This is a genomic window from Anaerotignum neopropionicum (assembly GCF_001571775.1).
In the GTDB taxonomy this organism is placed as follows: Bacteria; Bacillota; Clostridia; order Lachnospirales; family Anaerotignaceae; genus Chakrabartyella; species Chakrabartyella neopropionicum.
Map to the genome: position 1 here is coordinate 342,353 of NZ_LRVM01000002.1, position 13,528 is coordinate 355,880.

Genomic DNA, 13,528 nt, shown 5'->3' on the forward strand with positions numbered 1-13,528 from the left:
CTATCGTCTCATAAGATGCCAGCTATTCTGTGGCAAATCCATGCGATTTCTTAGTAGTTTCTTTTCTGATAAAGAACAATGTCAAAAATAGTGTTACTATTTCTGTAGTTGGTGCAACCAGCCATACACCCATCATCCCCAGAAATAATGGAAGTGTGAAAATGCAAATGAGTAGAACAACTAATCCTCGTGCTGAGGAAATAATAGCAGACTCCTTTGCCCTCCCTATAGAGGTAAAGTAAAAAGAAGTGATTGTATTAATTCCTGAAAAGAGAAACGAAATAGCAAAAATCGCTACACCGGAATGTATCATCTGTTGCACCAAATCATTCTTTATGAATAAACCACTGTACCAATCAGCCCCAACCACTATCAGTAAAAGTACCACCGCTCCTGCAAGCAATACCATTGTGTTGGTGATTTTACGCAGGCTCTTTGACAGAGAATATTCCGTGGCACCATAAGTGAAGCTAATCAGCGGACTGGCTCCTTGCCCAAAACCAATCAGCACCATGCTAAAGATATATGCCACATAGCCTACGATCGTAAATGCAGTAACACCGTCAACGCCGATATGCTTTAGTATCACAAAGTTGTAGGCAAACATCGAAATACTAAGGGACATCTCGCCGATAAACTCTGAACTGCCATTAAGGAGAGTGTTTTTAAGCACATCCTTTGAAAAAGTAAATTTATGGAGTTTGTACACACTTGACTTTTTGATAAAGAAGTAGAGTATGCACAGAAATGTAACAATCGCTGAAAGAAGTGATGCTGCTGCAATGCCTTTTACACCAAACCCCATCCAGCGAACAAATAAGTAGTCTAACAAGATGTTGAGTAGCACGTTCAAAATATTAACCTGCATAAAATATTGCGGTTTTCCTTCTCCACGGATAAACATACCAAATGATGCGTTTATCACCATAACGGGAAGCTCTAACAGCAGAATGACATAATAGTCTTTGAAAAATCCTGCCACCTGTACATCGGCATTTAAAAGATAGAGCATTGGGTCAAGGCAGAGCCAGACAATCACACTTAGCAAAATTGTTGCAAGTGTTGAAGTGACCATCGTTTGATTAAAGACGCTGTTGCATTTTTGGGTGTCTTTTCTGCCCAGTGCAATTCCTGCCATTGCCACACCACCGACGGAAACCATTAATCCTACGGCAAGGTACAAATAAATAATCGGTAAACCTAAGTTTACCGCAGCAAGTCCCTCTGAACCCACATAGTTTCCGATAAAAAAGCCATCTACTACAGTAATCAGAGAGGTTAGTACCATAGCAATAATCGATGGAATCGAGAATTGCAGAATGGTTTTTACTTTGTTATTTTTGATATTTTCTAAATTCATATTCATTTCCTCCAATCCTTTGTTCACATCCTAAGGATAGCAGAGGAAGCAAAAATAAACTTCTGTATTTGTGCTCTATTGAATAGGAATACAAAAATCGATTTCCATATACATGGTATTGCAATCGATTTTTCTGTAAATATCAAAGCCGTATCGGTCGTCAATTTCAAAACCGCTTTTCGGTAGCCATACATTAAAGATGCTTTGATAAGCGGTATAGATCTGATCCACCGTTCCCTTAAAGTGATAGGCAGCAAACTTGCCACCTATTAGTGTATAGATGTTTTCGAGGGCACAGTCTTGTGGTGCAGTTATGCACAGATCATACAAGCACTCATCAATATGGGTAATAGAAGGATCATCATAGGTGCGCTCAATCAGCAATGTTTCATTGGTGATGTATTGCTGATACTTTTCTTGGAAGTCGCACCAATTGGTCGATAAATCCCGATAACTTCCCTTATATCGCTCATAGATTACCCTGTAATCCGCAAGAGTATTGATAGAGATTTTTTTGTTGCACTCTTCAAATGACTCTAAACTGATATTAGCAACGCAAAACATGGGGTTTGATAAGGATTTCTGTGCAATGCTTCGACGAAATTCAATGGGGGATAGGGCATAATACTGCTTGAAAGCGGAGCTGTAATTTGATGAGCTGTAACCATATTTCCAGCCGATATCAGTGATGTTTTTATTTTTTTCAACCTTTAGTCGAAACGCACTTTGCTCCAGCTTTACACGTTTAATAAACTCATAGATACTTTCATCGGTTTCTGCCTTAAATAATCTGGAAAAATAATATTTAGAAAAGTTGCAATGAGACGCAACCTCATCAACCGATAGGTCTTCGCTTATGTTATTTAAGATATAGTCTATTGCACGATTGATAGATTCGTTGGTTATTATAACTTCTCACTCCTGTCTTTATCTCAATAGATAGTAATAAACCTTAATAGGGCTTGGTTAATAGATATTTGCAGTATGATTTTATCACAGTAAAGTAACATCTTCAAGTAACCAAATATGAACAACAGAAAGGGAACAACCACCGTCCTTTTGAAAGGATACTCTGGACGATACTTGGATTGTGATGGTGAAATAAAAAGTAGGCAACCAAACTGTAAAAACAGAGTGGTTGCCTATACTTTAGATGAAATCAAGATTAGCTTAGTAGCTCTGCTTTAGACTCACTAAGATATTTGCTCATAACAATACTACAATAGCACAGTCTTTGTAGCAATTTTGTTACAGAACATCGCATCATGTTCTACGAAAATTATTGTAGGTTTAAACTCAAGTAACAGATTTTCTATCTGCATTCTTGAAATTACATCAATATAGTTAAGGGGTTCATCCCAAACAAGCAAATGAGCTTTTTCGCACAAGCTTTTCGCGATAAGAATTTTTTTCTTCTGTCCAGAACTAAAAAATTGAATTTCTTTTTCAAATTGAGAACGAGAAAAATCAAGTTTGATTAACATTGATCTAAATAGATTTTCATCCATACTGTTATCATAGATGAAGTCAGATAAGTGTCCTTGCAAGTAATCGGTGTCTTGGGAAACATAGGATATTTTGACCTGATTATTAATTTCCAATGTCCCGTTAAAAGTAATTGATTCTCCACATATCAGTTTGAGAATGCTGGATTTACCGCTTCCGTTTTTACCACACAAAGCTACGCGATCTCCAATTTCAATATTAAATCCAATTTTTTCGCAAACAGATACACCATTATAAAAAATCGAAATGTCCGATAATTTAATTAGTGTATCATTATGAAAGTTCAACTGATGAATTTGAAGTGATTCAGATGGTTCAATGTTCTTCAAGAGTTTGGATTTTGCTTCAATCGCATCGTTTTGGTGTTTCTCAATCGTTTTTGACCGTTTCATCATTTTTGCAGCTTTATGACCTATATATCCTCTATCCGCTGATCCGCTTCCAAATTTTGATGCTTCAATACGATGAGACCAAGTTGCTTTTTCTTTTGCACTGGTTTTTAATCGACCAATTTCTTTTTTTAGTTTTTCATTTGTAGTAATTTCAAAATTATCTATACGCTTTTTATTTTCAAACCAAGAAGAAAAATTTCCTTGTTGGATTTCTATAGAAGTGCGATTGATAGATAGAATATGATCCACAGAACTATCAAGAAAAGCACGGTCATGTGAAACAAGGATAAAACCTTTCTTTTTATTCAGATAGTTGCTTACAATTTCTCTACCTTTTTGATCGAGATGATTGGTTGGCTCATCAATTAACAAAAAAGAATTATCTTTTAAGAACAATGTAGCCAGTAGTAGTTTGGTCTGTTCGCCGTTTGAAAGTGTAGAGAACGGACGATAGAGTATTTCTTCAGATACCTCTAAATAATTCAGCTCACGAATAAGCATCCAATATTCATAATCGGGAATTAAATTTTCCACAACATCAAGTGCGTTAATTGTTGTATCCGAAACTTGAAATGGAAAATACTGAAAATTAACGGTGGATGTTATCTTTCCGCTAAATTCATATTTACCCAACAGTAGATTCAAAAATGTTGTTTTGCCTTTTCCATTTCTTCCTATAAATCCTAATTTCCAATCTGTATCAATCTGAAAGTTAACATTTTCAAAAATATTATCATAGCATCCTGGATAGGAAAAAGTTAAATTGTTTACGTTAATTAATGACAATGTTTTGTCCTCCTTAAAAAAGTGGTCGCAAGAAAGTTAATTCTTACAACCACTACAAGACAAAACAATGCCTATAAAAAAGCACAGTTCAAGTATAGTAAAAGTTGAAAAAGCAGATAACCTTCTTGCACAGGCACAACAAAACAACGGCTCCTACCGTTTAACAGTTTTATTAGCCTTAAATAATTAGCAAGAAGTATTAATCATCTTTTCAACTCCAATCTGACATTTTGTTTTATTATAGCATGTGTAGAATAGAATATCAATAAATAATAAATATGCTCCTAAAGTGGTAGTACTATTTACTATGGTTTACAGCGATGAACGAGAATTGCTGAATTGTGGAGCACTTGAGCTGCGTTCACCATCTTTTTGCAAGGATACCCTGTACTATCTTGGTATGTAGCAGTAAAATTTGATAATAGTAGTTTTCAATGATCCACGTTTCTATAATTACAGGGTGGCAATTTTTCTTACTGTATTTGCGGTGCGTATTGTAATTTTGCCACTTATTTTTGAGCTTGCAGTCTTAGACCACCAATTTGTCTTTTTATAGTCCTTTCGACCGAATGACCAGAAAACAGCATTTTTATAATTCCAAACTTGTTCGTATTCGTCTTTAGGGTCGCCAATTGCATCACAGAACTCCTCATAAGATAAGGAAGGCATAAGGAAAATCAAATTATCGTATATTTCTTTATTGTCATCTCCCCACCAATCAGGAGCATAATTTAAAATTTCCGCTAATTCCTCTTGTAAAACAATAAAAACTGGAACTGCTAAATCAAACTTGTCTTTTATCATAAACATTATCTTATTTGAGAGATTGTTTTTATTGTCAATAACACTGGAAAAGATAACATTACCACTATTGAGATATGTAGTAACCTGGGCAAAGCCAAGTTCTAAAAAATACTCTTTTAATTTAGACATGGATATCTTATTTTTTCGCTTACATTTATTCCCCTTAATAAGGCAATATACCTTTTCACGGACAACACCGCCTCTTTAAATTTTGATTTACGATTATTTCATATATTTATTATACAATTTACTAAATGTGCTGTCCACCGCTCTTTTGCACGAATACTATGGACTATTTTGGGCATGTAGAAAGAATAAATATTGTTTGGCTTTTACTTCAATTCTTGTTGGTATTGGATATAGCTTTGACTTAGGATTTAGAGTATGCTTTGCTTGCAAAATTAAAAATTAGGAGGAAAAAGCTATGGAAGAAACAAAAAGCTTATGTGCCAAAATTCCGATTGAGTTGCACAATAAAGTAAGAGCAAGCCAAGAAGAAAGGGGTTTTACCTTAAACCAATATGTAGAAAAACTGCTCATTGAATATTATCAAATGAAGGAGGGAAAAAGTATGGCACAAACAAGGACACTTGCCTTGCAAATATCAGAGGAGCTTTTCGTACGGATTAAAAATCACCTTGATAAAAACCCACAGTTAACCCAAAAGGCATTTATTAATCAAAGGAATGAAGGAATTGACCTTGAAAATCTTTCGGCATTGATGGCAACACGGAATATGCAGATGCAGACCTTCGTTACAGAGCCAATGATTTGTTTAAATGACCAAGGTGGAAATCGCATGGATATTACCGAAAACATAACAGCTACATTAAGAGCAAGCATGGGTGGAAACCTCCCAATTATTATGGAAAGTCAGCAAGTAGGTGCGGAAATTTGTGAAAATATTTGCCCCACGATTACATCTGCCGTTGGAATAGGGGGAGAAAATCAACCTGTTTTGTTTGATAATCACGGTAAGGATTGCCGATATAACGGACCATTGAAAGTTGCACCGACAGTGGCAGCAACCTATGGAACAGGTGGAAATAATGTTCCTCTTGTTTCAACACCTATTGCATATAGTTTAGATAGCAAAGACAGCAATTCAATGAAATCTGGTAACCCAATATCAGGCTGTCGGAAAACAGATAAATCACGAACCCTTGATACTACAAACCCAGATCCAAGTAAAAACCAAGGAGGCATTGCCATCGTACAGGAAAGTTATTGCATTGCCAGCAATACGATTAACCGCCAAGATCACAATGGAGGCAACGGTCACGGAGTGCAGAAAGACATCAGTTATACTCTTACGACATCGGATATTCATGCCATTTATAAGCCTGAACCTTATCAAGATGTGGTAGGAACATTATGTAATGGTGATTGGAAAGGTGCAGGCAATCAATATGTAAACCAAGATAAGTGTGTTGTTGACAACAAAAGCACCATATATGGACAATCTGCATTTGCAGATTACAAGGAAGGCTGTGGCACTTTAAGAGCCGAAGGCGGTGACAATGGCGGAGGAAGTGAAAATCTTGCTGTATCACGTAACCTTGTCCGTAGGCTGACACCTCTTGAGTGCGAAAGACTGCAAGGCTTTCCCGATGGGTGGACGAATATACCAAAAGCATCAGATTCTCCAAGATACAAGGCACTTGGAAACAGTGTGGCAATTCCATGCGTAGACTTTGTTCTCCGTGGGATTGCTTTTTTCTTGGGAAAATCCAAAGAAGAAAGAGAGGAAAGTTAAAATGTATATGTATCCCGATAACTTAAAAGCAAAAGCAACACTATGGCTGTGGGAACTGCGTGACATTGGAATCATTGGAATAGGATTGCTTATTTCTGTTTTTGCCCTTGCTCAAACAGGCATCCTATTCCCAGTTGTGATTACTGCGGCATATGCTTTTTTAAGCATTCGCTTTGAGGATATGAGTATCTTGGATTTTATCCGATATGCTGTATCCTTTTTTATTTTAAAGCCACAGACATATGAATGGGCAGCATGATGCTGCACCCATATTTTGTTTGAACCAAGATCAAATCACGACCTGATTATCCAGAAAGATAAATGTAGAAAGGGAAAATATAAAAAATGAAAAAACAGAAAGAAAAAAATAAAAATTCCACAAGAGAACTGATGGGAATTACGGAAATTACTGATTACAGCCTTGTTACGCCATATGGTGAACTTGTATATTTCATCATTCACCCAACCAATATCTCTGTACTTTCGGAAAGCAGTGTAAGCAGTAGAATCTACGCACTGATGACGGTGCTGAAAGGGATTGCAGAAATTGAAATGCTCTGCCTTAATTCCAAAGAGAATTTTGATGACAATAAGGAGTATCTAAAAAAGCGTATGGAGGAAGAGGAAAACCCTATTATCCGCAAACTTCTAATGCAAGACAGTACGAATCTTGATCGTATGCAAGTGCAGATGGCTACTGCTCGAGAATTTCTGATAATCATTCGATTGAAAAATGAGAAAGAAAGTGATGTTTTCCCGTATTTATCTCGCATAGAAAAGAGCTTGAAGGATCAAGGTTTTACAGCACGACGAGCAGATAATTCAGATATAAAAAGAATTTTGGGGGTGTACTTTGAACAGAATGTAACGACTGATAGGTATGAAAATTTTGACGGTGAGAGATGGGTGGTGCTGGGGGATAGGTAAACTTGTAGATTGACACAAAGTGTTTATAGTAGGACAATGAGATAGAGGACAATTAATAAAGAAAATATTTTTCAAAAAGAAGATGGAGGTTTGGCATGAAAGAGTTCCCCAATTTTATGAGAAATAGATTGAATCATATTGATAGTAGTCAGCAGAATACACAAGACATTGATGGGTACTATTTTGAAGGAAATGATGGTAATCAAATGGCATTTTGGACGTATTATGCTGATAGAGAATCAAAAGAGCAAATACATGAATTTGATGAATACACAGTATGTGTAGCAGGAGAGTATGTTGAAATATTTAATGGAACTGAACATATTTTACATTCTGGAGATGAGATATTTGTGCCTAAGGGAACTCCGCATCACGGAAGAGTTAAATCTGGGACGAGAACAATACATTGCTTTGGTGGTAAAAGAATCTGTAAATAGATGTTTTACGTGACATATTAATAGAAGACATTCCAAAATTTCAATAATACGGAGCGACCTTTCAAACGAGAGGTTGTTTTTTTATACTCTAAACCAAGAAAGGGCTGATGAGAACAAATGAAAAATCAAAGCATTGCAACCGAATCGAGTGGTCAACTCAAAACTTTTTTAGATATTTTTGAGCAGAATGTCACGACTGATAGGTATGAAGATTTTGATGGTGAAAGGTGGGCGGTGCTGGGTGATGCGTAAGGCCTCACATTGAAAACATCTGACTAAAGCGGTATAATGACATCAATTAAATTTTACAAATTAAATTTTAAAAAGTCTTGACCCTTACGGAACGGCATAGGTTAAAGTAATTTTATCAGGAAAAAGGAGGGCATATGACAATGAGGACAGTAAAGGAAATATCAGATTTGACAGGTATTAGTGTGCGCACACTTCACTATTATGATGAGATTGGGCTTTTGAACCCGACAGATAAGAGTGATGCTGGATACCGGCTTTATGACGATAAGGCACTTGAAACATTGCAACAGATATTGTTTTTCAGAGAATTTGATATTCCGTTGAAAGAAATCAGAACAGTTATGTGTAATTCTTCTCTTGATAGAAATAAGATTCTGCAAATGCAGAGGAAAATGTTAGTAGCAAAAAAGGAGAGGGTGGAACGCCTAATTGCTAGTATTGATGACATTCTGAAAGGGGAAAATAAGATGGATTTTGCTATATTTACAAAGACGGAAATTGAAGACCTATGCCAAACGACACTTGACCATATGCCGGACAACATGAAGGAAAGTATTATACAGGAATTTGGCGGAATTGAGCAGTGGCAAAAGCATTATGTGGAGCGTTGTTCCAAAGAGGATATGCAAAAAGGCTATCAGAAAATGGTAGAGTGGTATGGAAATAAAGACAGTGCATTGAAAGCTATGAATAACCCCCCAAGTAAAGAAGTTGGAGAGGCGTTTGGAAAAAGATTAGGAGCTATTGAGAAAAAGTTAAGTGAGCAGAGAGAATATCCAGTAGATTCGTTTGAAGTTAAGCAAATAATTGGTGAATATGGCTTTGTCATGAAACAGTTTTCACAGGTAAAATATGAGGCAGGTATGATGTTGTCTCTGGCGACCAACTATCGGGATGAAAGAACAAAGACTTTCCTAGATGAGAAATATGGAGAGGGGTTTGCAGAGTTTGCAGCCTGTGCAATTGAAGCTTTTTACAAGGGTAAGTAAGCTTCATAATGTTAAAAAATATACCAATAAATTTACGCGTAACTTGAAAATGATGTGCAGGCACTTAACTCTGCATAACTTATAAGAATAAATAAAATCTAAGTTAGTACGAGCAACCTCTCGATTTGAAAGGTTGCTTTTTACATCCTAGAACAAGAAAAGGCTTTAAAAACAAAAAAGCATTATACAGAGTCAAGCAGGTCATGCAGATATTAATAGGATTTTGTGAGTGTATTTCGAGTGGAATATCACCACTGATAGATATGAGGATTTTGACGGTGAGAGGTGGGTGGTGCTTGGTGATCAGTAGTTATCAAAGAGATGTCTTTATTTAAATATTTAAAAATTAGGGTTGAAGTATAAATTATACTTGCTACAATTAGATTATCGGTACCGAAAAAAATATTTCGGAGGTAATTGTATGAAACAATTATATATGAATGCTATCGGCAAAATTGCTGTTCGTGACGACGAAAAAGTGATTGAATTGAAAGAAGAATATATTTCAGCATTAACAGGGCTTGATGGATTTGGCTATATTCAGGTCATATGGTGGTTTGACGGTTGTGATAATGCAGAATCACGGCATAAGCTAATAGAAAAAAGCCCATATAAAAAAGGTCCAGAAATACTTGGGACATTTGCTACACGGTCGCCTGAAAGACCAAATCCTATTGCTCTAACTACTGCTTATGTAAAACACATTGACTTTGAAAACGGGGTTATAAGACTAGCTTATATTGATGCAGATGAGGGCAGCCCAATATTGGATATAAAACCATATACCCCAAGCCTTGACCGTGTAGAAAATATTATTGTTCCAAATTGGTGCGCTAATTGGCCAAAATGCAATGAAGAATCTGGAGAATTTGACTGGTCTAGCGAGTTTAATTTTTGAGAGAAGGTGATTATATGAGTTTAAGTGACTATACAGTTCTTAAACCTATTCTCGAAACTGATCGTCTGTTATTGCGAACTATGAATATTGATGATGTGGAAGATTTGCGAGAGTGGATGCCCAATAAAGCAATGTATAAATATTGGGGGAAAAGTTTAGGCAAATGTGATAAAAATCCAGAGTTGTTATTTTCAGTTCCTGAAAAGCAAACAAAAAGCTTTCATTGGGGTATCGTACACAAATTAGAGAATAAAGTTATAGGTGAGATATGGGTGTATTTAATTGAAAATAACAGAATGGCTAAGGTTGCTTTTCGTATATCTGATAAATATCAAAAAAATAGGTATGCAACTGAGGCATTATCTGAAACAGTAAAATTTTGTTTTACAAAAACAGAGCTTAAAAGACTTTGGAGTGATGTTGATATACGAAATATTCCTTCCTGTCATGTGATGGAAAAGTGTGGATTCGTTCAAGAGGGGAAAATTCGTCAAGGGAAGATGGTATCTACATGGTGTGATTACTATTTATATGGAATGCTAAAACAAGATTATATTTTTTAATAAGCATGCATCTTAGTGAAACATTATAATTAAACAATCCTGTTTACACGAAAGCAATCTTCGTTAATGGAGGTTGCTTTTGTTGTTTTTCAACATCAATAAAGAAAGGAAAGATGAAAACAGATGAAAACTAAAGTATTGCAACCGTATCAAGCAGTTAAGTTAAATTATTTTTAGATATGAATGCACTATCGGTGTGGAAACACATTTCCATGTGTGGGCACTGGCCACACCGTATATCAGCTTCCCATTGTGCTCATACTCTTAAATTTAATTAGCAAATGTTATCAGTTCACCTTTTTGAATTACTTGCTTATTCCAATCATAATTTTGGGGCTTTCCTGTAAAATAATAGTTTATTACACGTGTATTTGCAGCGTGGGTAATAATTAAAACATTTCTACCTTTGTAATCTTTTTCAATCATGTCGCATACATCACAGTTTCTCTTTATAAATGAACGAAAGTGCTCTGTGCCCCTATCCCCAGTTTGAATTGCTTGCCAAAACGCTTTCATCATTTCAGGTGTCTCTTCCATACCTTCAAACTCCCCGCAGAACATTTCAACAAGTCGTTCGTCAAAAATAACTGAGCTACTGTAAAGAATTTCACAAAATTGGCGAGCTCGTATTTGTGAACTGCAAAAGCACACATCAAAATTAATGTCTTTTAAATTTTTAGCTTGTAATTTTGCTTGTAGCAATCCCGTTTGATTTAAATAGGTTTCGGTCATACCGTTGCATCTTTTGAATAAATTCCAATCGGTTTCACCGTGACGTACAAGATATATCATAAAATGTTTAACCTCCCATTATTATAAACAACGCAAAAATCACATGCGCCCATTATACCATGGTTATACCAAAAAGTGTTAGTGCCATCATAGAAATGTGGCGGCTTTTTCAATGATACGAGTTAAAAGAAAGGAAGTAAGCATTATGGTAAAGCAAACAAAACCAAAGGTTCCTCTGAGGGAGGATGCCAAAATTAAGGATTTCCTCGACATGATCGCGCCGGGCATCATTAAGTTTCAGGCTGACCATTTTATTTGCGGCAACACATTCCGATGTGTCTGGGCGCTTCGTGAATATCCCACAGTAACGGAAGAGCAGGCAATCCTGAGCCATTTAGGTGAGAAAGATGGTGTGACACTGCGTATCTATACAAGACAAGTAACACCAACAGAAGAAAAAAGAATCATTCATAATGCTACAAATAAGAACAGAATGAATACTGCAAACACTAACGATTTGCAAGAAAGTGTCACGGCTGAAAGCAATCTGCAGGATGTGGTTGCATTGGTATCAACAATGCATAGAAACCGTGAGCCGCTTTTGCATTGTGCAGTGTATATTGAATTGACTGCAAGGGACTACGACAGCCTAAAGCTATTACAAACTGATATTTTGACAGAACTTGTTCGAAGTAAGCTAAATGTTGATAGGCTGTTGCTCCGTCAACAACAAGGGTTTTTCTGCGTTGGTCCATCTGGAAGTAACATTTTTGCCAGTCAGTTTGAGCGAGTCCTCCCAGCCTCATCCGTTGCAAATCTGTACCCCTTTAATTATTCGGGGAAAACAGACAGCAACGGGTTTTATTTGGGCAGAGATAAGTTTGGCAGTAACATTCTTGTGGATTTTGATAAACGAGATGATGATAAAACCAATCCTTGTATCCTCATATTAGGTAATTCGGGACAAGGCAAAAGCTATCTTCTAAAGCTGATTTTATGTAATATCTTAGAGTCAGGTAAAAGCGTAATATGCCTTGACCCAGAGCATGAATTCGGTGAGCTTGCAGAAAATTTAGGTGGTTGTTTTGTGGACTTGATGAGCGGGCAGTATATGATAAACCCTTTGGAGCCGAAAAGCTGGGATGACGGTGGCTCGCCACAGGATAAGGATGCACCCATTGCATTCAGACAAGCAACCAAACTCAGTCAGCACATCAGTTTTTTAAAAGATTTTTTCCGTTGCTATAAAGACTTTGATGATAGGCATATTGATGCCATTGAAATTATGCTTGGCAAATTGTATTCCAATTGGAATATCAGTGATAACATAGACTTTGCATCCCTTGAATCTAAGGACTATCCCATCCTGTCTGACCTTTATGCTCTGATTGAGAAAGAATATAAAGACTATGACAAAGCAAAGTATCAGCTTTATACAGCTGAATTGTTACAGGAAATTCTACTTGGACTGCATTCTATGTGTATAGGCGCAGAGAGTAAGTTCTTTAACGGACATACCAATATCACTTCAAACAGATTTATTGTGTTTGGTGTAAAAGGATTATTAAATGCAAGTAAGAATGTAAAGAATGCTTTGCTGTTCAATGTTCTATCCTTTATGAGTGACAAACTTCTTACCGAGGGGCATACGTCGGCCGCCATTGATGAATTGTATTTATTCCTTACAAATATGACTGCAATTGAGTACATCAGAAACTTTATGAAAAGAGTACGTAAGAAAGAGTCCTCCGTAATTCTGTCCAGCCAGAATTTAGAGGACTTTAATATTGAAGGCATTCGTGAGATGACAAAGCCGTTGTTCTCCATCCCAACACATCAATTTTTATTCAATTCAGGTGCTGTTGATGCGAAGTTTTATATGGACACCTTACAGCTTGAACAAAGTGAATACAATCTTATCAAGTTTCCTCAGCGTGGAGTATGTTTGTATAAATGCGGTAACGATCGATATAACCTTGTCGTTCATGCTCCGACATACAAGGAAAAATTGTTTGGGAAGGCTGGTGGCAGATAATAAGGAAAATTTGGGCAACAAGAAGTGAGGTTTTCTTGATCATAAGAAGAAATACTGCAGGAAAGAATCCTCGTAGCCAACTGCACAAGGG

General features: G+C 36.5%; 13 protein-coding genes and 2 pseudogenes. 9 read left to right on the plus strand and 6 right to left on the minus strand.

The window, feature by feature from the left end:
* Positions 1-22: 22 nt before the first annotated feature.
* The 5 genes and pseudogenes from CLNEO_RS05335 to CLNEO_RS05350 all read right to left on the minus strand — a co-directional run bounded on the left by CLNEO_RS05335 (position 23) and on the right by CLNEO_RS05350 (position 5,036).
* Positions 23-1,360 carry an MATE family efflux transporter gene (locus tag CLNEO_RS05335; RefSeq protein ID WP_066085582.1) on the minus strand — a complete coding sequence of 446 codons (1,338 nt, stop codon included), beginning with the start codon at positions 1,358-1,360 and terminating at the stop codon, positions 23-25.
* A gap of 75 nt (positions 1,361-1,435) precedes the next feature.
* Positions 1,436-1,924 (minus strand): AraC family transcriptional regulator, encoded by a 489-nt coding sequence (locus tag CLNEO_RS16485; protein ID WP_330382556.1) that lies wholly within the window; start codon positions 1,922-1,924, stop codon positions 1,436-1,438.
* 42 nt (positions 1,925-1,966) lie between these two features.
* A pseudogene (locus CLNEO_RS16635) lies at positions 1,967-2,269 on the minus strand (AraC family transcriptional regulator); the annotation flags it as partial.
* A gap of 308 nt (positions 2,270-2,577) precedes the next feature.
* Positions 2,578-4,044 (minus strand): ribosomal protection-like ABC-F family protein, encoded by a 1,467-nt coding sequence (gene abc-f / locus CLNEO_RS05345; RefSeq protein WP_066085585.1) that lies wholly within the window; start codon positions 4,042-4,044, stop codon positions 2,578-2,580.
* Between the two features lie 453 nt (positions 4,045-4,497).
* A pseudogene (locus CLNEO_RS05350) lies at positions 4,498-5,036 on the minus strand (DUF1697 domain-containing protein).
* 920 nt (positions 5,037-5,956) lie between these two features.
* Here CLNEO_RS05350 and CLNEO_RS16745 point away from each other — a divergent pair.
* From CLNEO_RS16745 to CLNEO_RS05385, 8 genes are all read left to right on the plus strand, one after another.
* On the plus strand, positions 5,957-6,604 hold the full coding sequence (locus tag CLNEO_RS16745) for a DNA cytosine methyltransferase (protein WP_408605441.1): 648 nt from the start codon (positions 5,957-5,959) through the stop codon (positions 6,602-6,604).
* Between the two features lies 1 nt (position 6,605).
* Positions 6,606-6,863: a hypothetical protein gene (locus tag CLNEO_RS05360; protein ID WP_066085588.1), complete on the plus strand. Its 258-nt coding sequence runs from the start codon at positions 6,606-6,608 to the stop codon at positions 6,861-6,863.
* 86 nt (positions 6,864-6,949) lie between these two features.
* Positions 6,950-7,531, plus strand: a complete 582-nt coding sequence (locus tag CLNEO_RS05365) for a hypothetical protein (protein ID WP_066085590.1) — start codon at positions 6,950-6,952, stop codon at positions 7,529-7,531.
* 95 nt (positions 7,532-7,626) lie between these two features.
* A complete protein-coding gene (locus CLNEO_RS05370; protein WP_066085591.1) occupies positions 7,627-7,968 on the plus strand; it encodes a cupin domain-containing protein in 342 nt (113 codons plus the stop codon).
* Positions 7,969-8,085: 117 nt separating this feature from the next.
* Positions 8,086-8,220, plus strand: coding sequence for a hypothetical protein (locus CLNEO_RS16400; protein ID WP_278276615.1), 135 nt, complete (start codon positions 8,086-8,088; stop codon positions 8,218-8,220).
* 140 nt (positions 8,221-8,360) lie between these two features.
* A complete protein-coding gene (locus CLNEO_RS05375) occupies positions 8,361-9,209 on the plus strand; it encodes a MerR family transcriptional regulator (protein ID WP_066085593.1) in 849 nt (282 codons plus the stop codon).
* 421 nt (positions 9,210-9,630) lie between these two features.
* On the plus strand, positions 9,631-10,107 hold the full coding sequence (locus tag CLNEO_RS05380; protein WP_066085595.1) for an SAM-dependent methyltransferase: 477 nt from the start codon (positions 9,631-9,633) through the stop codon (positions 10,105-10,107).
* 14 nt (positions 10,108-10,121) lie between these two features.
* A complete protein-coding gene (locus CLNEO_RS05385; protein ID WP_066085597.1) occupies positions 10,122-10,670 on the plus strand; it encodes a GNAT family N-acetyltransferase in 549 nt (182 codons plus the stop codon).
* A gap of 270 nt (positions 10,671-10,940) precedes the next feature.
* Here the strand turns inward: CLNEO_RS05385 and CLNEO_RS05390 are convergent, their stop codons facing one another.
* Positions 10,941-11,462: a histidine phosphatase family protein gene (locus CLNEO_RS05390; RefSeq protein ID WP_066085599.1), complete on the minus strand. Its 522-nt coding sequence runs from the start codon at positions 11,460-11,462 to the stop codon at positions 10,941-10,943.
* Positions 11,463-11,607: 145 nt separating this feature from the next.
* Between CLNEO_RS05390 and CLNEO_RS05395 the strand changes: the two genes are divergently transcribed.
* Positions 11,608-13,437 carry a VirB4 family type IV secretion system protein gene (locus CLNEO_RS05395; RefSeq protein WP_066085601.1) on the plus strand — a complete coding sequence of 610 codons (1,830 nt, stop codon included), beginning with the start codon at positions 11,608-11,610 and terminating at the stop codon, positions 13,435-13,437.
* Positions 13,438-13,528: the final 91 nt, after the last annotated feature.

Bases quoted from the DNA above. Each gene is read 5' to 3' on its own strand.
- CLNEO_RS05360 (WP_066085588.1), top strand. From the start codon at position 6,606: ATGTATATGTATCCCGATAACTTAAAAGCAAAAGCAACACTATGGCTG.
- CLNEO_RS16400 (WP_278276615.1), top strand. From the start codon at position 8,086: ATGAAAAATCAAAGCATTGCAACCGAATCGAGTGGTCAACTCAAAACT.
- CLNEO_RS16485 (WP_330382556.1), bottom strand. From the start codon at position 1,924: ATGTTTTGCGTTGCTAATATCAGTTTAGAGTCATTTGAAGAGTGCAAC.
- CLNEO_RS05395 (WP_066085601.1), top strand. From the start codon at position 11,608: ATGGTAAAGCAAACAAAACCAAAGGTTCCTCTGAGGGAGGATGCCAAA.
- CLNEO_RS05385 (WP_066085597.1), top strand. From the start codon at position 10,122: ATGAGTTTAAGTGACTATACAGTTCTTAAACCTATTCTCGAAACTGAT.
- CLNEO_RS05375 (WP_066085593.1), top strand. From the start codon at position 8,361: ATGAGGACAGTAAAGGAAATATCAGATTTGACAGGTATTAGTGTGCGC.
- CLNEO_RS05390 (WP_066085599.1), bottom strand. From the start codon at position 11,462: ATGATATATCTTGTACGTCACGGTGAAACCGATTGGAATTTATTCAAA.
- CLNEO_RS05335 (WP_066085582.1), bottom strand. From the start codon at position 1,360: ATGAATTTAGAAAATATCAAAAATAACAAAGTAAAAACCATTCTGCAA.
- CLNEO_RS05370 (WP_066085591.1), top strand. From the start codon at position 7,627: ATGAAAGAGTTCCCCAATTTTATGAGAAATAGATTGAATCATATTGAT.
- CLNEO_RS05365 (WP_066085590.1), top strand. From the start codon at position 6,950: ATGAAAAAACAGAAAGAAAAAAATAAAAATTCCACAAGAGAACTGATG.
- CLNEO_RS05380 (WP_066085595.1), top strand. From the start codon at position 9,631: ATGAAACAATTATATATGAATGCTATCGGCAAAATTGCTGTTCGTGAC.
- CLNEO_RS16745 (WP_408605441.1), top strand. From the start codon at position 5,957: ATGAAATCTGGTAACCCAATATCAGGCTGTCGGAAAACAGATAAATCA.